20 protein-coding genes are annotated in these 22,019 nt (G+C 71.3%); 8 read left to right on the top strand and 12 right to left on the bottom strand.

The annotated features are described in order from the left end of the window. Nucleotides 1-10: 10 nt before the first annotated feature. The 7 genes from ACZ3TS_RS18965 to ACZ3TS_RS18935 all read right to left on the bottom strand — a co-directional run bounded on the left by ACZ3TS_RS18965 (nucleotide 11) and on the right by ACZ3TS_RS18935 (nucleotide 8,690). On the bottom strand, nucleotides 11-1,123 hold the full coding sequence (locus ACZ3TS_RS18965; protein ID WP_467619194.1) for a hypothetical protein: 1,113 nt from the start codon (nucleotides 1,121-1,123) through the stop codon (nucleotides 11-13). Nucleotides 1,124-1,480: 357 nt separating this feature from the next. Further along, the gene (locus ACZ3TS_RS18960) at nucleotides 1,481-1,882 is read right to left on the bottom strand and encodes an SseB family protein (RefSeq protein ID WP_467619193.1); all 402 of its coding nucleotides are present in this window, start codon (nucleotides 1,880-1,882) and stop codon (nucleotides 1,481-1,483) included. A gap of 158 nt (nucleotides 1,883-2,040) precedes the next feature. After that, nucleotides 2,041-2,595 carry a cysteine hydrolase family protein gene (locus ACZ3TS_RS18955; protein ID WP_467619192.1) on the bottom strand — a complete coding sequence of 185 codons (555 nt, stop codon included), beginning with the start codon at nucleotides 2,593-2,595 and terminating at the stop codon, nucleotides 2,041-2,043. After that, nucleotides 2,592-4,088 (bottom strand): purine-cytosine permease family protein, encoded by a 1,497-nt coding sequence (locus ACZ3TS_RS18950; RefSeq protein ID WP_467619191.1) that lies wholly within the window; start codon nucleotides 4,086-4,088, stop codon nucleotides 2,592-2,594. The genes ACZ3TS_RS18955 and ACZ3TS_RS18950 overlap by 4 nt, the downstream gene beginning before the upstream one ends. A 155-nt stretch (nucleotides 4,089-4,243) precedes the next feature. Continuing rightward, nucleotides 4,244-6,058, bottom strand: a complete 1,815-nt coding sequence (locus ACZ3TS_RS18945; RefSeq protein WP_467619189.1) for a phospholipase C — start codon at nucleotides 6,056-6,058, stop codon at nucleotides 4,244-4,246. Nucleotides 6,059-6,261: 203 nt separating this feature from the next. Next, on the bottom strand, nucleotides 6,262-7,473 hold the full coding sequence (gene efeB, locus ACZ3TS_RS18940) for an iron uptake transporter deferrochelatase/peroxidase subunit (protein ID WP_467619391.1): 1,212 nt from the start codon (nucleotides 7,471-7,473) through the stop codon (nucleotides 6,262-6,264). A gap of 14 nt (nucleotides 7,474-7,487) precedes the next feature. Continuing rightward, on the bottom strand, nucleotides 7,488-8,690 hold the full coding sequence (locus ACZ3TS_RS18935; RefSeq protein ID WP_467619187.1) for an EfeM/EfeO family lipoprotein: 1,203 nt from the start codon (nucleotides 8,688-8,690) through the stop codon (nucleotides 7,488-7,490). Nucleotides 8,691-8,982: 292 nt separating this feature from the next. Between ACZ3TS_RS18935 and ku the strand changes: the two genes are divergently transcribed. Continuing rightward, nucleotides 8,983-9,933, top strand: a complete 951-nt coding sequence (ku, locus tag ACZ3TS_RS18930; protein WP_467619186.1) for a non-homologous end joining protein Ku — start codon at nucleotides 8,983-8,985, stop codon at nucleotides 9,931-9,933. An 80-nt stretch (nucleotides 9,934-10,013) separates the two neighbouring features. Then, nucleotides 10,014-10,379 (top strand): ANTAR domain-containing protein, encoded by a 366-nt coding sequence (locus tag ACZ3TS_RS18925; RefSeq protein WP_467619183.1) that lies wholly within the window; start codon nucleotides 10,014-10,016, stop codon nucleotides 10,377-10,379. On the opposite strand, the gene ACZ3TS_RS18920 is transcribed toward ACZ3TS_RS18925, so the two are convergent. Then, nucleotides 10,354-10,917, bottom strand: a complete 564-nt coding sequence (locus ACZ3TS_RS18920) for a hemerythrin domain-containing protein (RefSeq protein WP_467619181.1) — start codon at nucleotides 10,915-10,917, stop codon at nucleotides 10,354-10,356. The two genes, ACZ3TS_RS18925 and ACZ3TS_RS18920, sit on opposite strands and share 26 nt — an antisense overlap. 146 nt (nucleotides 10,918-11,063) lie before the next feature. Beyond that, nucleotides 11,064-11,564, bottom strand: a complete 501-nt coding sequence (locus tag ACZ3TS_RS18915; RefSeq protein ID WP_467619179.1) for an SHOCT domain-containing protein — start codon at nucleotides 11,562-11,564, stop codon at nucleotides 11,064-11,066. A 607-nt stretch (nucleotides 11,565-12,171) separates the two neighbouring features. Here ACZ3TS_RS18915 and ACZ3TS_RS18910 point away from each other — a divergent pair. Further along, nucleotides 12,172-13,188 (top strand): NAD-dependent epimerase/dehydratase family protein, encoded by a 1,017-nt coding sequence (locus ACZ3TS_RS18910; protein WP_467619177.1) that lies wholly within the window; start codon nucleotides 12,172-12,174, stop codon nucleotides 13,186-13,188. A gap of 13 nt (nucleotides 13,189-13,201) precedes the next feature. On the opposite strand, the gene ACZ3TS_RS18905 is transcribed toward ACZ3TS_RS18910, so the two are convergent. Both ACZ3TS_RS18905 and ACZ3TS_RS18900 read right to left on the bottom strand, forming a co-directional pair. Next, the gene (locus ACZ3TS_RS18905) at nucleotides 13,202-14,314 is read right to left on the bottom strand and encodes a sensor histidine kinase (RefSeq protein WP_467619175.1); all 1,113 of its coding nucleotides are present in this window, start codon (nucleotides 14,312-14,314) and stop codon (nucleotides 13,202-13,204) included. Between the two features lie 2 nt (nucleotides 14,315-14,316). Beyond that, nucleotides 14,317-15,063, bottom strand: coding sequence for a response regulator transcription factor (locus tag ACZ3TS_RS18900; RefSeq protein ID WP_467619172.1), 747 nt, complete (start codon nucleotides 15,061-15,063; stop codon nucleotides 14,317-14,319). Nucleotides 15,064-15,177: 114 nt separating this feature from the next. On the opposite strand from ACZ3TS_RS18900, the gene ACZ3TS_RS18895 reads away from it, so the two are divergent. The 3 genes from ACZ3TS_RS18895 to ACZ3TS_RS18885 are packed head-to-tail and all read left to right on the top strand — an operon-like array spanning nucleotide 15,178 to nucleotide 17,347. Then, entirely contained in the window at nucleotides 15,178-15,894 is a 717-nt protein-coding gene (locus tag ACZ3TS_RS18895; protein WP_467619170.1) for a glycosyltransferase family 2 protein, read from the top strand. Further along, nucleotides 15,891-16,508, top strand: coding sequence for a TIGR04282 family arsenosugar biosynthesis glycosyltransferase (locus ACZ3TS_RS18890; protein ID WP_467619168.1), 618 nt, complete (start codon nucleotides 15,891-15,893; stop codon nucleotides 16,506-16,508). The genes ACZ3TS_RS18895 and ACZ3TS_RS18890 overlap by 4 nt, the downstream gene beginning before the upstream one ends. Then, nucleotides 16,505-17,347 carry a class I SAM-dependent methyltransferase gene (locus tag ACZ3TS_RS18885; protein WP_467619165.1) on the top strand — a complete coding sequence of 281 codons (843 nt, stop codon included), beginning with the start codon at nucleotides 16,505-16,507 and terminating at the stop codon, nucleotides 17,345-17,347. The genes ACZ3TS_RS18890 and ACZ3TS_RS18885 overlap by 4 nt, the downstream gene beginning before the upstream one ends. Nucleotides 17,348-17,657: 310 nt before the next feature. On the opposite strand, the gene ACZ3TS_RS18880 is transcribed toward ACZ3TS_RS18885, so the two are convergent. Beyond that, nucleotides 17,658-18,947: a molybdopterin-dependent oxidoreductase gene (locus tag ACZ3TS_RS18880; protein ID WP_467619164.1), complete on the bottom strand. Its 1,290-nt coding sequence runs from the start codon at nucleotides 18,945-18,947 to the stop codon at nucleotides 17,658-17,660. A gap of 65 nt (nucleotides 18,948-19,012) precedes the next feature. On the opposite strand from ACZ3TS_RS18880, the gene ACZ3TS_RS18875 reads away from it, so the two are divergent. Then, on the top strand, nucleotides 19,013-20,395 hold the full coding sequence (locus ACZ3TS_RS18875; protein WP_467619163.1) for a hypothetical protein: 1,383 nt from the start codon (nucleotides 19,013-19,015) through the stop codon (nucleotides 20,393-20,395). 119 nt (nucleotides 20,396-20,514) lie between these two features. Continuing rightward, nucleotides 20,515-21,966: a purine-cytosine permease family protein gene (locus tag ACZ3TS_RS18870; RefSeq protein ID WP_467619161.1), complete on the top strand. Its 1,452-nt coding sequence runs from the start codon at nucleotides 20,515-20,517 to the stop codon at nucleotides 21,964-21,966. The last annotated feature ends 53 nt before the right edge of the window (nucleotides 21,967-22,019 follow it).

Genomic DNA, 22,019 nt, shown 5'->3' with positions numbered 1-22,019 from the left:
CCCGTCCCGGCTACCCCTCCGCAGGGGGCAGTTCCGGCCGATCTTCGCCGGGCCGCCGGTCCTTCGGGCGCCGGGGCGGGATCGGGGCCGAGGGAAAGTCGCGTGCGCCGCTCCACAGCGCGGGTACGGCGTCGGCGCGGCGGCACAGTTCGTGGGCGATCGCCTCGTAGTTGACCCGCCAGCCGCGGAAGTGCGGCCAGGCGTCCCGTGCCGTCCGCTGGGTCGGGAAACCCGCCGCCTCCACCATCGCCACGGCCGCCTCGAACTCCCCGAAGGTGAGGACGATGGGCGTGTCCGGTGCCGGGTCCGAGTCGAAGACGAAGCGCAGCGAGTGGGAGATGTCGCGCAGTGCGGTGAAGCCGGCCCGGATCACCAGGCGGGCCTCCGGAGGGGCGTTGTGGGGCGCGAGCGCGAGTTGCATGGCCGCCGCGTCCATGACGGCGAGCAGCCCGACCAGCCAGTTGCGGTACGGGCCCGGTGAGCGGAAGGCGATCAGTACCGGGTAGGTGGAGTGGCTCTCACCGATGTCCGCGGCGAGCCGCTCCCAGGCACGGTAGAGCTCGGACAGCGCGGACTCGGTGTCGACGAGCCACTGACGGGCCAGGATCTCCGGTCCCCAGGCGGGTTCACCGGCCCGGGACTGGAGGAGGGTCACCTCCAGTTCACGGCGGTTGTATGCGGCGTACAGGGTCGGAAGGTAGGCGATCTGCAGGGCGATGACCACGGGCCCGGTGGCCGCCGCAAGGAAGTCGACCGCGGACAGGTGCAGCCGCTGACCGCTGGCGAAGCCGAGCGTGAACAGGCTGGAGCCGGCCTCGCGGAAGGAGTTGGCCCAGCTCAGCGAGGACAGGGCGTGCAGCAGCAGTCCGTAGCCGAGGAAAGCTCCGCCGAGCCAGGTCGCGAGCATGCCCATCAGGATCAGCGAGCCGAGCCAGGTGTGCGTGCGGTCGATGGCCTGGTAGCCACCGCGGAAGGCGGCCAGCCGCAGCAGGCGGCGCAGGGTCCACCACCATCGGTAGACCAGCGCGGAGTAGAGACCGCGGGGTACCACCAGGATGCGCAGGACACTCGCGAGGACGGCCCCGAGGAGCAGCACGCCGGCCGCGCCGGAGATCCATTTCATGCGGCCATTGTGAACCGGCCCCCGACCCGACCAGGCGCAGCAGTTTCCCTAGGGCGTCGAAGGCCGGTACGCCGTGCGCAGCGACGGTGGGCGATGGCGCTGCCGCGGATGGTGCAGGGCCCTCCATGGCGGCCGGCGGGAGGGACGCGGGCGCGGGCGGCGGCTGCCAGTCGGGAAGGGCGTGCCAGGTGAGCGGCAGCCCGCCTACGGGGGTGCCCTCGGCGGCGGCCTCGCGGGCCGCCGCACCTCCTGGACGGCGACGGTCAGGCGTTCGGCCCACGCGGGACCGTCAACCCTGGCAAGGAACTTTTGAGACGGCTCTGTGTCCGCTTCGGAGGTTCTACCGGCGGTTCGGCCCTACGGCCGCGCCAGCAGCGTGCGCACGCCGTCGGAGTTGAGCGTCAAGCCATGGGGCGAGGCCGCGTCTATGGTGAGCGTGAGGTCGCCGGTGGGCCATTGGGAGGCGAGCGCACCGAGCGGCACCAGCCGGTAGCGGGAGATGAACGGCAACAGGTCGGCCATCTCGGTCTCGGAGGTGAACACGGGCACCGTCTGCTCGCCGTCCGGCTGTTCCAGAACGGGCAGGGCCACGGCGTAGGGGTCGACGGCATCCTCCTCGCTCACTTCGTCCGGCACGGGGACGAGCACGTCGCTTCCGGCCAGCGTGTCCAGCGCCTCCGAGTCCGCGGAGTCCACCGCGAGGGTGTCGAGTGCTGCCTGAGCTGCGGTCGGGCGGTGGTTCTTTTCGGGCGTGTTCATGGCAGATCCCCAGGTTGTGGCGGGCGGGCACGGCCCGGAACCGTCGGCTCCGGGCGGGCCCCACTCGCGTACCCACCCGGCGTCGGGCCATGCCTTTTGCCGGGGCCGGAATCGGAGAGCGGGCTGTCGGATCCCCTGGTCGTCGAGGCGGAAGCCGCTCATGCCCGGGGCTTGCTCAGCAGTTCGTCGGCGGTGACGACGCGGATCAGCGGACGGTACAGGTCCATCACACGCAGCGCCCTGTCGTGCGCCTCGTCGTCGGCGCCCGCGCAGGCGTCGGCGACCACGAGGACCTCGGCGCCGGCGTCCGCGGCGGCGAGGGCCGTGGACAGCACGCAGCAGTCGGTGCTCACGCCCGCCAGCACCAGCCGGCCCTCGGCTCCGAGGCGCTCGGCCAGCTCGGGTGTCCACTTGCCGAATGTGGCCGCATCCAGCACGTGCCGGGCCCGGCCGGCGAATTCCCCGGTCAGCCGCCACAGCGGGGCCTCCGGCGGTTGCAGCGCGAAGGGCCACTGCGCGTAGTACGCCCGCCAGGCGCCGACGGGTTTCTCCGGTGCCAGGAACCGGGTGAAGGTGACGCGGTCCCCGAAGGCCGGCAGCAGCCGTCGTACCCCGGCCGCCGCCTCCTCGAAGCGCGGGGCGGCCCAGGGACTGCCGGGCTCGGCGAAGACCCGTTGCATGTCGATGACGGCGAGCAGGTCGCTGGTGGTCATGCTGTTGGTGCCTCCTGGGTCGCCGCCGGGCTCGGGACCTGCTCCTCCTGCCCGTGGACGCGCCCGCGCCCCAGCGCCAGGGTGCCGAGGAAGCCGAGGGCGAGGGCGGCCAGGACGCCGAGGTTGGCGTAGGCCCAGGCGCCCGAGGTGCCACCGAGCCCGAGCGGGCCGAGGAGATAGCCCTGCCAGTCCAGCCAGCTCGCGGTGGTGTTCGTGACCAGGCCCCAGCCGACCGCCGTGGCGGCGAGGGTGAGCAGCAGGGGCGTGAGCGGCACGTCGCCGTAGCGGCCCTCCGGGCGGTAGAGGTCGTCCTCGTCGTAGTCGCGGCGGCGCAGTGCCAGGTCGGCGAGCATGATGCCGCACCAGGCCGCGATGGGCACGCCGAGCGTGGTCAGGAAGCCCATGAACTGGCCGAGGAAGTCGTCGGCGAGGAAGACGATGTAGACCGAGCCCGCGATCATCAGGACGCCGTCGGCGAGTGCGGCCAGATGGCGCGGCACCCGCAGGCCCGCGGACAGCAGGGCAAGGCCGGAGGAGTAGATGTCCAGCACGGCGCCGCCGACCAGTCCGAGGACCGCGACCACGGCGAACGGGACCAGGAACCAGGTGGGCAGGATCGTGGTCAGCGCGCCGATCGGATCGGCCGCGACGGCCTTGCTGAGGGTGGTGGAGGAGCCCGCCAGCAGCAGTCCGAAGACGAGCAGGAGCAGGGGCGCCACCGACGCGCCGAACGTGGTCCAGCCGATCACTCCCCGGCCGGACGAACGGCGCGGCAGATAACGGGAGTAGTCCGCGGCGGCGTTGACCCAGCCGAGGCCGAAGCCGGTCATCATGAAGACCAGCGCGCCGATGAACTGCTGGGCGGAGCCCGCCGGAAGGGCACTGACCGTGTGCCAGTGGATGTGGCCGGCGACGAGCGCGACGTAGACGACGGTGAGGACGCCCGTGACCACGGTGATCATGGTCTGCAGGCGCATGATCAGGTCGAAGCCCATGACACCGCCGACGACGGTCAGTGCTCCGACCAGGACCAGTGCAGCCACCTTGGTGCCCGTGCCGCCGCCCCAGCCGAGCCGTCCGAAGACCGTCGCGGTGGCCATGGTGGCGAGCGCGGTGAGGACGGTCTCCCAGCCGACGGTGAGCATCCAGGAGATCACCGACGGCAGCCTGTTGCCGCGCACGCCGTACGCGGCGCGGCTGAGCACCATGGTCGGCGCGGAGCCGCGCTTGCCCGCGACCGCGATGAAACCGCACAGCAGGAAGGAGAAGACGATCCCGGTCACTCCGGAGACCAGCGCCTGCCAGAAGGAGATCCCGAAACCGAGGGCGAAGGCACCGTAACTCAGTCCGAGGACGGAGACGTTCGCCCCGAACCAGGGCCAGAACAGCGCCCGCGGGGTGCCCTTGCGTTCGGTGTCACCGATCACGTCGAGCCCGTGCGTCTCCACGTGGAGCTGCCGGCCCGCGGATCTGCTCTCGGAGGTGTCCGTCATCGTCCCGCCCACCTGTCCAAACGTGTCCAGCGGAGGCTAGGTGGCCTCGTCCGGGGCGGTCAAGGGAGCCCCGCGTCGCGAGGATGCCATGAGGACCCAGGGAAGCGGGCGGTGGCCCCGGCGCCCCGGAGTCACCGCCCGCCCTGCCCGCCGTGTCAGGCGCTCGCGCGTCCCCTGCGGCGCAGGGTGAGGTACGTCCCCGTCGCGCCGGCCGCGACGAGTGCGCCCGCCGCGATGCCCACCGGTACGGCGGGGAACGACGACACGTCCGTGGTGGCCGCCGTGTTCTGCATCGCCGGACCCGGAGTGATGCTGGTGGCGACCGGCGCCACGTGCTGGATCGGGCCGACCGACTTCACCGAGCCGTCCTCGTTCAGCAGCACCTGCTTGTTGTTGGGGTGCCGGAAGTCGAACATGCCCGCGAGGGAGCCGGCCGTGGCGTCGAAGGAGGAGTCACCGATCCCGCCCGTGTTCCAGTTGTCCTCGATGAAGCGGGTGATCGAGGCCTGGTCGGTCAGCGTGTGGTCGACCTTGTTGACCTTGCTGTACGGGGAGACCACCAGCAGCGGCTGACGGGTGCCGGGGCCGCAGCGGTCCGCGTAACCGCCCGACGCCGCCGGACCGGCCTGGCAGGCCGGGCTGTCGGTGGCCTTGCCGTTGGAGCCGACCGAGGTGTCGTTGGAGCCGTTGCGCGGCTTGGCATAGGCGTGGTCGTACCAGCCGTCGGAGTCGTCGTACGCGATGACGACCGCCGTCGACTTCCACTGCGGCGAGTTCTGGATCGCGTTGATCTGCTGGACCAGGAAGTGCTGCTCGTCGATCGGGTCGGAGTAGGCGGCGTGGCCGTCCTGGTACTCCGCTGCCTTGACGAAGCTGACGGCCGGCAGCTTGCCCGCCTTGAGGGCCGCGTCCAAGTCGGTCAGGTCGTAGTTGTGGTTGGCCTGACCGTTGTGGCCGATCTCGTCGACGTTCTTGGGCGGCAGGTGGTGCGGGTTGGACGTCGACTTGTAGTACTCGAACGGCGAGTGGTGCGGGCTGTAGTCGACGACCGCGGCACCGCCGACGTTGGTGTGCGTGCTGTCGCACTTGGCGTAGTCGCCCTGCTTGCCGTCCCACGCCGTGGAGGGCCGGAAGCCGCCCTGGAACCAACCCCAGGAGACATTCTTGGAGTTGAGGATGTCACCGATGTTGCGGCCCTGCATCGCGGCGAGCGCGTTCTTGCTGGTGTGGTCCTTGCCGGCGCAGTCGTCGTAGGCCGGGTCGGGGTCGTTGATGACCGTGCCGACACCCTTGGCGTCGGGCGACTGGACGGTGTACGCGTCCGGCGTCGTGGTCTGCTTGGGGTTCTCGGTACCGGACGCGGGGTCCATGGAGACGACGCCGTGCGTCTGACCGGAGACCAGGTTGAGCGCTCCGGGCGTGGACGGGCCGTAGACGGAGCTGTAGGAACGGTCACCCAGGGAGTAGTGCTGGGCGTAGTTCCACAGCGCGGTGACGGTGTTGCCGTCGTAGTAGTCCATGCCCAGGCCCGGCTCGCCGAACAGGGTGCCGGAGCACTTGCCCGAGTCCGTGTTCTGGACGAACTGGTCGTTCTTTCCGCCGTTGTACGCGTACTGCTCGGGCCCGTAGGCGTGGTTCTGGTCGCAGGTCATCGCCTGGGACGGGGTGAGCCGCTTGGGCGCGTACTGGTTGGGGTTCTTCGTCAGCAGTCCGGCGGTGCGCAGGTTGTCGACGTCCTTCGGGGTGCTCTTGGACGCCGTGAACTTCGTGCCGTCGGTGTTCGCGGCCTTCGGGTAGGTCGCGAAGTAGTGGTCGAACGAGACGTTCTCGTCGAAGAGCACGACCACGTGCTTGATGGGCGTGGCCGTCGAGGGCTCGGTGCTCCCGTCCGGTGCGGCGGCCCACGCGGGCGCGTTCGCACCCAGGGCCGTGAGCGCGGCTGCGCCCAGGAGCGCACCGAGGCTCCTCATCGTTGCTCGTCTTCCCCTGCTGGCCATGGTGGTTCACCTTCCGGACACGAACGTCTTAGCAGCGTACGGTCAGGGATGCTCCACCGGTCGGGCGGCACGGCGCTGGAGCGGCGATGGCGCGCGAATGAACAGCGGGTCAGGGAAGCAGGGGACAATCTTGACCGTGTATTGACCAATCAAGCCGGGAAGTTGTCCGGACAGGTTCAGCCCAGGAGGGTGCGTCCGTACCAGTCCACGGTGTCCCGGACGCCGGGCAGCGCGAAGAAGTAGCCGCCCCCGAATGGCTTGATGTAGTCGGTGAGGGGCTCGCCCGCGAGGCGATGCTGCACGGCCTCGAACTGGCGGGCGAGGTCCTGCTGGTAGCAGGAGAACAGCAGCCCCATGTCGAGGTTGCCGTTGCTGTCCATGCCCGCGTCGTAGTTGTAGGCGCGGCGCAGGATCCGCTGGTCGGCCGTGGCCGCCGTACGGGGGTTGGCGAGGCGTATGTGACTGTCCAGCGGGATGACGTCGCCCTTGGGGTCGTCCGGGTAGTGGGGGGTGTCGTGCTCCGTGTTCCCGTCGAGGGGAGCGCCCGACTCCCGGGCCCGGCCGAACATCCGTTGCTGTTCGGAGAGGGAGACCCGGTCCCAGAACTCCACGAGCATGCGGATCAGCCGTACGACCTGGTAGCTGCCGCCCACCGCCCAGTCCGGCTCGCCCCTGCCCTCGCCCACCCACACCAGGCGGTTCATCTCGCGGGCGTCGGTGGCGTCGGGGTTGGCCGTGCCGTCCTTGAAACCCATCAGGTTGCGCGGCGTGCCGGAGGGGCGGGGCGGGCTGGTGAACCCGTCGAGGCGCCAGCGGACCTGCATGCCGCCGCGGGTGTGCCGGGCGATGTCCCGCAGGGCGTGCAGCAGGGTGTCGGAGTCGTCGGCGTGCAGTTGGAGGCTGAGGTCGCCGTGGCACCACTCGGACCTCAGGTCGTCGTCCGGGAAGGCGGGCATGGTCGTCAGCCTGCGGGGGCGCCGGTCGGCCAGCCCGAACCGGTCGTCGAAGAGGGAGGCGCCGACGCCGACGGTCACCGCCAGCGCGCCGGAGGGCAGCCGGTCACCCAGGATGCCGGAGTCGGCGGGCGGACCGGTGATACCGACGGGTGGGGGCGTTCCGCCCGAGGTCAGGAAGCGGGCGCGGGCGGTGAGGGTACGCAGGAGATCGGCGAGCTCCCCGCGGCTGCCGGCGGTCACGTCGAGGGCGGTGAAGACGGTGGCCCTGCGTGGGGCGGCGAGCACCGACTGCTGGTGGGCGCCGTGGAACGGCGCGACGGGCGGCATGCCCGAGGCGTCGGAGGTGGGCGGCGCCGCCGCACCACCGGCGGCAAGCCCGGCCCCGGCCAGAGCCGCCCCCCGCAGGAAGCCCCGTCGCCCCACCCCGCTCATCCCCGGAGAAGTACTCACACCGTCCTCCGCGGATCGCACAGCGTCGCCACCGATGACAGCCGCTCGACCAGATCACCGAGGACCGCGTCGACCTGTTCGCGCTCCGCGCGCTCCAGGCGCTCGAGGGGGGTCCAGCTGCCGCCGCGGTGGAAGCCGTCCAGGGTGCGCTGCGCGCGGTCGAGCTCCCGGTCGAGGGCGGGCAGGTCCGCGTAGCGTGTGGTGAGCAAGGGGCGCAGCCGGGACAGCACGGCGCGGGTGCCGTCGAGGTTGGCGCGGGCGGTGGCGAGGTTGCTGCCGCTGCCGTAGTCGGTCCTGCCGGTCAGCTCGAACTGCACCGTGTTCTCCAGAATCTCGTGCGCCCGCAGCCCCAGCTGTGCCGGGTCCATGCGGGCCTGGGCCCAGTCGGCGCGCAGGTCGCGGACGGCCTCGACAAGCGCGGCGGCCGGGGCGCGCAGCGCACCGGCGGACTGCCCGTGCCACAGCCCGTACTCGACTCGGTGGAAGCCGGTGAAGGACGGGTCGTGGACGCCGCCGGGCAGTCCGGCGTCCGTTCCGTTGATCCGCCCGTCCGCGTCGCCGAAGGCGTCGTACGCCGCGCCCAGCCGCTCGTACCCGAGGTGCGCCGGGAGCCAGGCCGCGCGGGCCCCGGCGAGGTCCCCGCGGTCGATGGCGCCCTCCAACCGCCCGGTCAGCCGTACGACCTCGTCCAGACCGCCGGCGACCCATTTCTGGTAGTCGATCGCGAGGGGGATCAGGTCGTGCTCGGTGACCGGGGCCGCTGCGGGCCCGGCGGTCCCCGTGGTGACGCGGACCGTGGGACCGGTGACCGCATCGGCGTCGTCGGGCAGGCAGGTGAAGGCGTACGCGCCCTTGCCGAGGCGGACCGTCAAGGGCCGGGTGGTGCCGGGGGCGAGGCCCTCCAGCTCGCCGTACACGGCGCGGCTGCGGGGGTCCTCGAGATACACCTCCGCCGGGCCGCTGGAGGTGTTGTGCAGGTCGAACACCTGCAGGCCGGGAACGGGACTGTTCCAGCCGCGGCCGCAGCCGCTCGGCGACACCTCGACGGTGGTGTGCGGCAGCCCGTCGGCGGCGGCCCGCGCGCGTCGGGCTCCACCGAGCGTGGTGACCAGCAGGGCCGCCACCAGGACCAGGGTGAGCAGGAGCCCGCCTACGGCCCAGACTCGGGCCCGCCGTGAGATGAGGCTGGGCACCGGCATTCCTCCGCGCCTCCCCGGACGACGTACGAACGTACCGACGCGCCCCGAGGAGGGCGCGCTCACCTCATGCTAGGCAGCGGTACGGGCCCCGACGGCACTGCGCCGGGGACGATCACCAAGAGTTCTCCCGCGGTTCACCGAGCGCTCACGGTCCGATGGGGCCGCACCGGAGTCCTGCACCTCCGGCGCCGGTGGTCGACGGCTCTCTCGTTCCGAGCGGACGCCTTCGCCATGCCGTGCGTGGAAGCGCTTCGTAGGCTGGTGGCCTCGGGGCACATCACGGAGGTCTGCGATGCCCCGGAGCATCTGGTCAGGAGCGATCAGCTTCGGCCTGGTCACGATTCCGATCAACGTCGTGCCCGCGACCGAGGACCACAGCGTCCGCTTCCACCAGTACCACCTCAAGGACATGGGGCGCGTCCGCGTGCGGAAGTACTGCGAGGTCGAGGACCGCGAGGTCCCGCAGGAGGAGATCGGCAAGGGGTACGAGATCTCCAAGGACCGGATCGTCCCGGTCCTCGACGAGGAGCTGCGGGATCTGCCCCTGCCCACGGCGAGGGCCATCGAGATCGCCGCGTTCGTGCCGGCCGACTCGATCGACCCCCTCCGCGTCGGTGAGGGCTACTACCTCCAGGCCTCCGGCACGGTCGCCGCGAAGCCCTACGCGCTGCTGCGCAAGGCGCTGGCGAGGACGTCGAAGGCCGCGGTGGCGAAGTTCGCCTGGCACGGCAGGGAGAGACTGGGTCTGCTGCGGGTGCGGGACGAGGCGCTCGTGCTGCACGCGATGCGCTGGCCGGACGAGATCCGGGACCCGGGCGAACTGGCGCCGCCCCAGATCCGGCTCTCCGACGACGAGATCACCGAGGCTGAGCACCTGATCGACCGCATGACCCGAGACGACCTCGAAGGTCCCGAGTTCGTCGATCACTACACGGAGGCACTGGAGCAGGTGATCGAGGCCAAACGCGAGGGCCACGCACCGCCCGAGGCGCCGGAGCCGGAGGCCGAGCCCGGCAAGGTGCTGGACCTCATGGCCGCTCTCCAGGCCTCCGTGGCCCAGGCGAAGGCGTCCCGTGGCGAGGGCGCGGAGGCCGAGGTGCACGAGCTCCCGAAGAAGAAGACCGCCCGGAAGACGACGAAGAAGGCAGCACCCGCCAAGGAGACCGCCGCGAAGAAGACAGCGAAGGAGACGGCGAAGAAGACCACGGCGAAGAAGACGACCCGCAGGCCGCGCAGCGCCTAGCCGATCCCGGCCCGGGTCGTCCCCGGCGCCGGAGTGAGGGAAGCTGTAACTGCGGCCACCCGCTCATCCAGGGGCACACCATGGCGTTCTTTGCGATATCCAAGCAGCACCCTCTGCACCTGCTGTCCACGACCGAACTGGCGAGGGAGAACGAGCAGCTCCATGAGGAGAACGCGCAGCTCCGCCAGGCGGTGACCTCGCACGCCACCATCGACCAGGCCATGGGTGCCGTGGTGGTCCTGGGGCAGATCGCGCCGGAGGAGGCCTGGCGGGTGCTCCGCGACGTCTCCCAGCGTACGAACACCAAACTGCGCGTCGTCGCCGAGCACATCCTGAAGTTCGCGCAGGGCGGCGCTCTGCCGGAGCCCGAGCTGGAGGAGCTCAGACAGGCGCTCGACCGCTACCGGACCTGCTCGGGCGTCAGTCCTTCCGTCCCCGGCCCGTGAGTGCGTCGCGTACCCGGTCGACGAGTCCGGCTCCGGGCGCGAGCAGCTTGTCGGCCGGCGGCTTGTCCGGGGCGGAGGGGTGGGGACGGGTCGGCGCCGTCTTCTTGGCCCGCCGGACCTTGTCGCCCAGGTCGTCGAGCGCTTCGGGGGAAGCCGCTTCCCTCAGCCTGGGGAACAGGTTCTCCTCCTCGTCGGCCACGTGCGAGCGGATCTCGCCCATGAGCATGCCGATGAGCCGGTCGAATTCGGGATCGTCGGCCTCGTGGCTCTCCAGGTCCTTCATGATCCGCTCGGCCCTCGCGTGGTCCTCGATCTCCCTGTCCGCGAGCGCGTCCCCGTCGGCCAGATGGTCACGCACGGCCGGGTAGAGATAGGCCTCTTCGGCCACCGAGTGGCGCACGAGTTCCATGGTGACCTGATCGGCGTAGACCTTGCGGTCCTTGTCACCGGGCGGCAGCGCGTCGATCCGGCCGAAAAGCTCCTCCACCTCCCGGTGATCGGTCATCAGCTCCTTGATGACGTTTCCTCCGTGTCCCATGTCGAGCACCTCCACTTCGGTACGGCGGCTCCCACGACGGGCCGCCGTACCGTCGGGTGCCCGAGCGGACGGCGTGCTAACAGGGATTCACGGCTGCGCTCTTGTCCGGGCCAAGGACACTGCGGTCTCCCGCCTGCCCGGGCCCTTCAGCGACGCGAAGTGGGGTGGGCGGAGGTCGGGCGGTCCGTCGCCGGTGTCGAGGGCGATGCCGGCGGCCTTGATGCGCCGTGGTCGGACAGGACCAGGTCCTTCGCCCTGCGGAACTCCTCGTCCGTGATGTCACCGCGGGTGCGCATCTCGGACAGCTTGGCAAGCTCGTCGGTGGGACTGGGGCGGCTCTGGCCGGCCGCCGTCTCACGGATGTAGGACGAGAAGGCCTCCTGCTGCGAACGCGCCCGTGCCAGCTCGCGCCGGCTCATGTCCTTGCCGCGGGCGACGACGTACACGAAGACGCCCAGGAAAGGCAGCACGATCACGAACACCAGCCAGCCGGTCTTGGTCCAACCGCTGAGGGAGTCGTCGCGGAAGACGTCGACGACGACCCGGAACAGCAGCACGAACCACATGACCAACAGGAAGAACCACAGCATCGTCCAGAAGGCGCTCAGCAGTGGGTAGTCGTACGCAAGGTACGTCTGCGCGACCATTTCACTCCTCCGTTCCGGGCTTTCGCTCCCCCCGGTAGCCAGTGCCGTCCTCAGCGTGCGCACGCCGGGGACCGGGCAGCCTCACCCGGGATGGGTGAGCCTGGGTGCTGGAGCTGACCGCCGCGGTCGGATCACGCCGCCCCCGGTCACCCACCGCGGGTCGCGTCGTGCGGGAGACCGGCTTCCCTCCGGTAACCACCTCGGGTACCGGGCCGAGGAAGCGATCACCTCGTCGAGCAGTCGCGGACAACAGGGACAGCAGGAAAAGCAGGACACCCACGCCTCCTCCTCGCGCGATCGGTGCGGATCAGAGTCCCGCTCACGGGCCGGTACCGGCTCACCCATGAGCGGTGAGGCCGTCTGTCAGTCCTTCACGACGAGCTTGGACACGATGATCAGCAGCCGGAGCAGGAGGCTGACCTCGGAACGGCGGCGTCGCGAACCAAGATCCCGGCCAGCCCACGGCCGGCTCTTCACCTCACCGGACGAACCGGCGCCTCCTTCCAGGTCGGAACGGCGACCGGGACTCCACCGGCCCGTCTTACGGAGTGGTGACATGGCGGTCGGGCCGTGCGTTCCGGCGCCGCAACGGGCCTAGCGTGGCCGTATGCGTGTACTGGTCACCGGCGGTGCCGGCTTCATCGGGTCCCATGTCGTCGAGGCGCTGCGGGCGCGCGGCCACGAGCCCGTGGTGTTCGACGTGCGGGAGGGCACGGGCGCCGATGTGCGCAGCGCGGAGGCGGTCACCCGCGCCCTGGCCGGTGTCGACGCCGTGTGCCACCAGGCGGCCATGGTCGGCCTCGGCAACGGAATCGCCGACGCGGCCGAGTACGTCTCCCGCAACGACCTGGGCACCGCGGTCCTGCTGACGGCGATGGCGGACGTCGCCGTACGGCGTCTCGTCCTTGCCGGATCGATGGTCATCTACGGGGAGGGACGCTACGAGTGCCCGCGGCACCGCGTGGTCCGGCCGTGTCCGCGGGCCGTCGCCGACCTCGCGGCCGGACGCTTCGAACCGGCCTGCCCTGAGTGCGGCGCGCAGCTGTCCCCCGGGCTTGTCGGCGAGGACACCCCGGCCGATCCGCGGAATGTGTACGCGGCCACCAAACTGGCCCAGGAGCATCTGGCGGCCGCATGGGCCCGGTCGACGGATGGTTCGGCCGTGTCGCTGCGCTACCACAACGTGTACGGCCCCCGGATGCCCCGCGACACTCCCTACGCGGGCGTCGCCTCCTTCTTCCGCTCCGCGCTCGCCCGCGGTGAGGCGCCGCGCGTCTTCGAGGACGGCCGCCAGCGGCGCGACTTCGTGCACGTGCGGGACGTGGCCGCGGCCAACGTGGCGGCGCTGGAGGCGGACGTCCCCGCGGGCGTGCTCACCGCGTACAACACCGGCAGCGGCCAACCGCACACCGTCGGTGAGATGGCACGGGCGCTGTCCACCGCCCACGGCGGCCCGGAGCCCGTCGTCACCGGCGAATACCGCCTGGGCGACGTACGCCACATCACGGCGGACTCCTCACGACTGCGCACCGAGCTGGGCTGGAAGCCCGAGGTCGGCTTCGAGGAAGGCATGCGGGAGTTCGCACGGGCGGAACTCCGCGGGGAGGCACCGCCGCCCCACTGACGGGCAGGGCACTTCAGCCCTCGGCAGCGGGCAGCGTCACCTCGAAGCGGCAGCCTCCGGGGATGTTGCGGACGGCGGCATGCCCTTGGTGGGCCTCGACGATGCCCCGGACGATGGCCAGGCCGAGGCCCGCCCCGCCGGGAGGCGTACGGGCGTGCGTACCGCGCCAGCCGGTGTCGAAGACGCGTGGCAGGTCCTCGTCCGGAATGCCGCCGCATCCGTCCGTCACGGACAGCACCACACCGTCCGGCGAGCGCTCGGCGGCCACCGCGACCGTCCCGTCGGCGGGCGTCCGCCGGATCGCGTTGACCAGGAGGTTGCCCAGCACGCGGCTCATCTCCTTGCCGTCCACCTCGATCGGCACGGGCTCGACATGGTCACCGACCAGCCGTACCCCCAGTTCGCGGGCGAGCGGGTCGGCTCCCGCGAGGGCGTCGCCGACCAGGTCGTACAGCGATATGCGGGCGGGCGTGAGGGCGAGGGTGCCGGCGTGGATACGGGAGAGTTCGAACAGGTCGCCGACCATGTCGTTGAGCCGCTCGACCTCGGTCCGGATCTGTTTGAGGTAGCGGTCCGGGTCCGCGGCCACCCCGTCCTCCAGCGCCTCCGACATGGCCCGCAGGCCGGCGAGCGGGGTGCGCAGGTCGTGCGAGATCCAGGCGACCAGCTCGCGCCGGGAGGACTCCAGGGCGCGCTCCCGCTCGCGGGACTCCGCGAGTTTCGCGCTGGTGGCGGCCAACTCCTGGCTCAGGGCGGAGAGTTCGGCGGTCGCCGGGCCCGTGGGAGCGGCGAAGTCGCCACCCTCTCCGAACGAGCGGGCGGCCAGTTGGAGTTCACGGCTCCGGGCGACGACCCACCGGCCCAACAACAGCGCGGTGGCCAGGGAGACCACCGCCGCCATCGCGACGACCGTCGTCACGACGCTCAGGTCGTGCCCGGACAGGAACATCGCCTCCGCCACGGCCAGGGTGCCCGCGAGCATGGCGAGCACCGCGACCGCGGCCACCACCGCGAGCGACGCGGTGAGCGAGCGCCGCCGGATCAGACGCAGTACACCGGCCCCGGCCACGCCGCTGGCGGCGGCGCCGAGGAAGGCGTACAGGGCCATCAGAAGGGTGTCGTGCACCGTCAGCTCCCTTCCTGCCCGGCGGGGTCGAACCGGTAGCCCACGCCCCACACGGTCTGGATCAGGCGGGGCCTGGCGGGATCGTCCTCGACCTTCCCGCGCAGCCGGCGGACGTGGACGGTCACCGTCGACAGGTCCCCGAAGTCCCAACCCCACACCTCATGCATGAGATCCTCTCGGCTGAACGCCCGTCCTGGGTGCCGCAGGAAGAACGCGAGCAGGTCGAACTCGCGCAGGGTGAGTGCGAGTTCGGTGCCGTTCCTGGTGGCGCGCCGGGCGACCGGATCCACGGTGAGACCTGCCGCGCCCAGGGGATGCGTTCCGGCGCCCGGACGCGTACGGCGCAGCACCGACTCCACCCGCAGAACCAGCTCGCGGGGGCTGAAGGGCTTGGTCACGTAGTCGTCGGCCCCCACCTCCAGGCCCAGGATGCGGTCGTCCTCGTCGCCGCGCGCGGTGAGCATGATGACCGGCACCGGGCCCTGGTCGCGCATCCTGCGGCACACCTCCAGGCCGTCCATGCCGGGCAGCATCAGGTCCAGCACCACCAGGTCCGGCCAGTGCACGGCGGCCCGCGTCAGCGCCGCCGGTCCGTCCTCCGCACGGTCCACGACATAGCCCGCTCGGTCCAGATAGCCGAAGACGACCTCGGCGACGGTGGGATCGTCTTCGACGACCAGGACGCGGGCGACTTCGGCGGGCCGGTGCTCGGTGGGCGCCGACCCCTTGGACTCGTACGGCTGCTGCATGGCTCCAGCCTCGCACCGCGCTCCCGTCCGTGGCGCCCCGGGACCTCCGCCGGCCGCTGACGTCCGTGTTTCGTAAGGAGCCGGAGTCCGATATGCACCATTCGCGCTCGTAGGGTGAAAGCCGTGACGACCTCTCCCACACCACCGGATGTCGACGTGGTGCTCCCCTGTCTGAACGAGGCCGAGGCGCTCCCCTGGGTACTGGCCCGCATCCCGCCCGGCTGGCGTGCCCTCGTCGTGGACAACGGCTCCACCGACGGCTCGGCCGAGCTGGCAGGCGAGCTCGGCGCGACCGTCGTCCACGAGCCGCGCCGCGGCTTCGGCGCCGCGTGCCACGCGGGGCTGACCGCCGCCACCGCCGACATCGTGTGCTTCTGCGACTGCGACGCCTCGCTCGACCCCTCGCTGCTGGTGTCCTTCGTCGGCGAAGTCCGCCTCGGCGAGGCCGACTTGGTGCTCGGCCGACGGCGACCGCTGAGCCGGAGCGCCTGGCCCGTACACGCCCGCGCGGGCAATCTCGCACTGGCCCGGATGCTGCGCCGCCGCACCGGACTGCGCCTGCACGACCTCGGTCCGCTGCGCGCCGCCCGCCGCGAGCCGTTGCTCGCCCTGGACCTCACCGACCGGCGCAGTGGCTACCCGCTCCAGATGGTCGTGCGCGCGGCCGACGCGGGCTGGGTCATCGCCGAGCACGACGTGCCATATCTGCCGCGTACGGGCGCCTCGAAGGTGACGGGCACCTGGCACGGCACCTGGCAGGCGGTACGGGACATGAGCCGGGTGCTGGCCGAACCGGCCGCGCACGCCGCAGAAGGAGGGCCCACTCAGTGACCACACTGCTCGTCATCGCCAAGGAGCCACGGCCCGGACGGGTCAAGACCCGGCTGACGCCGCCCTTCACGCCGCGCGAGGCAGCGGTGCTCGCCGAGGCGGCGCTGGCCGACACCCTGAGCACCGTGGCGGCGACCCCCGCCTCCCGGCGCGTCCTGGTCCTCGACGGGCGACCCGGTCCCTGGCTGTCGCCCGGCTTCGACGTCGTACCGCAGTGCGCGGGCGGGCTGGACGAACGGCTGGCCGCGGCCTTCGCGGGGTGTGACGGCCCTGCGCTGCTGATCGGAATGGACACGCCGCAGGTCACGCGAGGGCTGCTCACCGTGGACTTCGGAGACTGTGACGCGTACTTCGGGCCGGCCGAGGACGGCGGCTTCTGGGCCCTGGGACTGGCCGATCCCGATCCCCGCCTGCTGCGGGGCGTGCCCATGTCGACAGCCGTGACAGGCGCTGTGCAACGGGCCCGGCTCGTCACCGCCGGTCTGCGCGTGCGCGACCTGCCCCTCCTCCGGGACGTCGACACCGCCGCCGACGCCGCTGCCGTCGCCGCCGCCGCCCCTCACGGCCGGTTCGCCACGCAGTTCGCCAGGCTCACGGCGGTCACCGGCCGATGAGTGCCGCACACGACATCGCCCCAGCGGACGCCGCCGCACACTCGCCATCGGCCGTCGCATCGCCGTGGGGCGCCGACGATCCCTACTCCGACGCCCTGCGCTCCGGCCACGGCCCGCTCTTCCTGCGGCGGGCCGACGGCTGGCTGCTGCCGCTGGAGGTCGAACGGTGGTGCGCGGAGGCCGACGCCATCGACCTGGAGGTCCTGGGCCGGTGCGAGGGTTCCGTGCTCGACGTCGGGTGCGGGCCGGGGCGCCTGGTGGCCGCGCTCGCCGCACAGGGGCGGCGCGTCCTCGGCATCGACGTCAGCGAGGCCGCTGTCGCCCACACCGTCCGGCGGCTGGGATACGCCCTGCTCGAACGGAGCCGAGAGCTCGGGGAGGGCCCCGCGTTGCGCCGCTCCGTCTTCGAGCCGGTCCCCGGCGAGGGCCGCTGGGGTACGGCGCTCCTCATGGACGGCAATCTCGGCATCGGCGGCGAGCCGCGCGCGCTGCTCCGCCGACTGGAGCAACTCCTGTCTCCGGGGGGTCTGTTGATCGCCGAGACCGTGCCCGTGGACATCGACGAACGCCTCAGTGTCCAGGTCGTTCCCGTCGCCGACGCCCGGGGCACCACCGGCAGCTCCTTCCCCTGGGCGCGGCTCGGCACTCCGGCCCTGCTGCGTCACGCGCATCGCATGGGGTGGCGGGCGGTCGATCAGTGGTCCACGGGCGGCCGCTGCTTCGTAGCCCTGCGCTGCCGCAGCACCAGCAACAGCGCCGAGCCGCCGAAGAGAACGGCGGTGATCAGCAACCAGCGGGCGAGGAAGCCGTCCGCCGAAAGCCCGGCGGCCAGCCGGTAGCGCCCGGCCACCTGACCGCTGATCAGCGGGAACCACACCAGGAGAAGGAGCCCGGACAGGGCCGCGGGTACGCGGACGTACCCGGCCCGGTCCCGGCGGCCGACGGCGCCCAGCCGCCGCACGACCCCGCAGTCCGCCGTCGCGTACAGCGGCAGCAGCACGAGGTCGTGCAGGAGTGCGGCGCCCACGAACCACAGCGCCACCTGGAACCAGTCGCCGGCGAACAGCCGCACTCCCGCGTATCCGGCCAGAGCGAACGAGCAGCCAAGCAGGAGCAGTTGCAGGGGGCTGCCCACCACGATCCGGCGCTTCATCGCAGGTCTCCGAAGGTCATCCGGGCCACCCACTTGGTGTTGAGCACACCGGGCGCCGCGGGCACGATGACCCGGGCCGGGTAGCCGTGGTCAAGGGTCAGGTCCTCGCCGTTGGCGTACAGGGCGAGCTGGGAGCGCGGGTCGGCCACCTGGTTGGCACGCAGTGCGGCGCGGCGGAAGGCGCCGTGCCGCTGGAGCGACTCCACGAGGACGTCGGACGGATCGTCGTGCCCGACGAGTGCGGCTAGGTCACGCAGGCGCACCCCGCGCCACCACTGGTCCGAGGTGGACCAGCCCTCCACACAGGCGATGGGCAAGGCCGAGCTGTGCAGGGGAAGTCGTAGCAACTCGGTTCGGCTCAGCCGGACGGTGCCGGTGCGGCCGACCAGGATCAGCCGCCACACGTCCTCGCTCGTCTCCGCGGCACTGATCTTCGCGTACGCGGCCGTCTTGTTGATCTGGAAGCCGCCCGGACCGCTGCCCGGCTCGGCTCCGCCGTGCGGCGTGAGTGCCGCGGTCTCCCGCAGCGGCCCGTCGAAACTGCGGCCCGCGGTCGTGCCGAACAGCAGCAGCGAGCCGCCACCGACCAACCACAGCGCCCCGCGCCGTGAGACGGTGGGCGGATCCGGCCGCGGAGACACCAGTTCTCCCTCCTCCCGCTCTCCTTTCTCCCGCATGCGGCGCAGGTTCCGCACGGCCGCCGGCAGCTTCAGCGCGGCGTGGGCGACGAAGGCGGCGAAGAAGACCCAGGCCCCGTAGAAGTGCAGCGGGTAGAAGGAGCCGGGAAAGACGTAGTCCAGCTGGATATTGAGCACGCCGGTGGTGAACTCGAACAGCCCGCCCCCCACCAGCAGCAACAGCGAGATCCGCTCCAACGCGTGGGCGAGCGACCGGGCCGGCGGCAGCGCGAACAGCTTCGGCACGACCGACCACAGCTTGGCCAGCAGAACGGGAATGAGGGTGATGCCGAGCGTGACGTGGATGCCTTGGGTGAGCCGGTAGAGCCAGTAAGGGTTCGTGGGCCAGGCGAAGAGGTAGAAACCGAGGATGCCCTTGTCCGGGGTCTGGTCGTTCACCGGCGCCAGGTCCGGGTTGTAGGCGGCGTACGACAACAGCCCCGTCACGAACAGCACGGTGATGCCGACGAGCAGGACGAGGCCGAGCACCGAGGTGAACCAGGGCCCGCGCAGCGGACTGCGCCAGAAGGCGGGCGATGAGGGAAGCCGATGGTCGCGCATGACCCGACCGTAGGCCGGGACCGCCCCCTGCAAGCGCGCGCGACCCATGACGAAACGCTGACGTCCGGCCTGCGCGGCGTCCCGGTGCTCGCCATCCGACCTAGCGTTCCCGTGTGACCCGCACTCTCCTCCGCGACGTGTACGCCGTCGCGATCGCCGTCCTGCTCGTCCTGTCCGCCGTGCTGATCGGCCGCCACATCCAGCACGCCCACCGCACACTGTTCGTGGGCTGGCCCCCGCTGTTCGCGGTATGGGACCCGCACATGGGACCGGGCACCCCCGCCACCGTGGTGGTGGCGGGGGCCGTGGTGGCGTACGGACCGGTCCTCGCGGCGCGGCTTCCGTGGCGGGCGCTGCTCACTGCGGTCTGGGGCACGGCCATGGCCTGGACGTGGTCCCTCGCGCTGATCGACGGCTGGCACCGGGGGGTGGCCGTCCGGCTCACCACCCGCAACGAGTACCTCCAGGTCATCGGCCGTTTCCACGACATCCCCGCAACGCTGGGGGACTTCACCCACCACATCGTGAGCGGTTCCCCCGACCCCTGGCCCGCCCACATCGCCGGTCATCCACCGGCGGCGACGCTCACGTTCGTGCTGCTCGACCGGATCGGCCTGCACGGCGGCGGCTGGGCCGGAGCCTGGTGCATCACCGTGGGCACCACGGCGTGCGTGGCCGTGCTCGTGGCGGTGCGGGTGCTGACCGGGGAGGCTCTCGCGCGGCGGGCGGCACCGTTCCTGGTCCTGGCACCGGCCGCGGTGTGGGTGGGCGCCTCCGCCGACGGCTACTTCTCGGCCGTCGCCTCCTGGTCCGTGGCGCTGCTCGCGCTCGCGGTGACGGGACGCCAGGCGACCGCGGTGCGGGCGGCTGCCGCATTCGGATCGGGGCTGCTGTTCGGCCTGACCTGTTATCTCTCGTACGGCCTGACATTGTTCGCGCTGATCGGGGCGGGCGTTGTGGCGCTCGGGCGGCTGCGGGCCGGTACGCTGCTGCGGGGGCTCCCCCTCTTCCTCGCCGGGCTCGCCGTCGTCCCGCTCCTGTTCACCCTCGCCGGATTCGACTGGTGGGAGGCGTACCGACTGCTGATCACGCGCTACTACCAAGGCGTCGGCGGCACCCGGCCCTACGGCTACTGGGTATGGGCGAACCTCGCCTGCACCGTGGTCGTCGTCGGCCTCGCGACGGCGGCCGGCCTGGGACGTGCCGGCGCCACACTCGTCCGCACCCGCACGGGCATCCTCACCCGGCCGGAGACGGCCACCGTCGACGGTCCTGCCACCGGAGCCCGTCTCGCCCTGCTCGTGCTCTGCGCCCTGCTCGCCCTGCTCGTCGCCGACCTCTCCGGCATGAGCAAGGCGGAGACGGAACGCATCTGGCTGCCCTTCGCGCTGTGGCTGCTGCCGGCATGCGCGCTGCTCACCCGCCCCCGTGTCTGGCTCACCGCCCAGGCGGTGCTCGCCCTTCTGGTGAACCACCTGCTGCTGACCGGCTGGTGAGCGATGCGAGGGCATCGGACGAGCAAGGTCATGGCAAAGCGTCTCCCGGACGTCCTTGACCGGTGGCGACCGGGGGAATGACTGTGACCACAGGGGTCGATCAGTGCTCGGGAGGCGTCGTGACCACATCGTCGGAGCCGAGGGTCTCGGGCCTGGAGATCCGCTCCATCGACTACGTCCCACTGGACGAGCGCCACGGCAAGTTGTGGCATCTGGGGCCCCTGTGGTTCATGTCGAACGCGCAGATCGCCACACTGGCGGTCGGGCTGATCAGCATCACCGAGGGCGGCAACCTCATCTGGTCGCTCATCGCGATCGTGGCAGGCACCGTCGTCGGCACCTTCTTCATGGCCTTCCACTCGGCCCAGGGGCCGCAGCTGGGACTGCCCCAGATGATCCAGTCACGCCCCCAGTTCGGCTATGTCGGAGCCCTTCTGGTGTGGCTCTTCGCCTACGTGCAGTACGCGGGGTTCAACGTCTTCAACACCATTCTGGCCGGGGACGCCCTGCACACCACGCTGCACGGAAGCGTCGAGCTCTGGGTGGTCGTGGTCACCGCGATCGCCTTCGTCGTCGCGCTGGTGGGCTACGACATCATCCACCGGGCCGAGCGGGTCCTGACATACACCTTCCTGGTCGTCTTCGGAGTCTTCACCGTGGGCGTCCTGCTCAACCTCCACTACCCGCCAGGCTCCTTCGAACTCGGGGGCTTCCAGTGGACCCCGTTCCTCGCCCAGTTCGGTGTGGTCGCCGGCTACCAGATCAGCTGGGCCATCTACGTCTCGGACTACTCGCGCTACCTCCCGCCGGACGTGACGGTCCGCAGGACCTTCTACTGGACCTACTTCGGATCGGCGCTCGGCGGCATCTGGCTGATGGTCCTCGGGACGCTGCTCGCCGCCTGGGCCGGCAAGGACTTCGACACGATCAGGTCGATCAACGCCGCGGGAGACAAGGTGTTCAGCGGGTTCGGGGCGATCGTGCTGCTGTTCGCCACCCTGGGTCTGGTGTCGGTCACCGCACTCAACATGTACGGCGGTTCACTGACGCTCATCAGCGCCATCGACTCCTTCAAGAGGGTGCGCCCGACGCTCGCCGTACGGTTGGTGACCATCGGCCTCACCGCGGTGCTCTCCCTGGTCGGCGCGCTGGCGGCAACGTCCGACTTCCTGGAGAACTTCAACAACTTCCTGCTGCTGGTGCTCTACCTCTTCATCCCGTGGACCGCGGTCAACCTCATGGACTACTACGTCGTGCGCCGTGGCCACTACGCCATCGCCGAGATCTTCAATCCGCGTGGGATCTACGGGCGATGGGGCTGGCACGGCATCATCGCCTACCTGGTCGGGTTCGCCGTCATGGTGCCGTTCTTCTCGGTCGGCGATCTCTACGTCGGGCCCGTCGCCCATGCACTCGGTGGGGCGGACATCTCCCTGTTCGTCGGGCTGCCGGTGGCCGCGCTGCTCTACTGGCTGCTGACCCGGTCGATCGACGTGGCAGCCGAGGAGCGGCTGGCGGAGGCCGAGGCCGAGGCGCTGGAGCGGGCGGCTCACGAGCATCGCGAACGCTGAGTGCCGCGCAGGTCAGAGCCCCTGACACAGGTGGCCCGCTTGTATGACCAAAA

The sequence above is a fragment of the Streptomyces sp. NPDC022910 genome (genome assembly GCF_055561075.1).
Note: the sequence above shows the minus strand (reverse complement) of the source record. Positions and strands in the feature narration are given on the sequence as shown.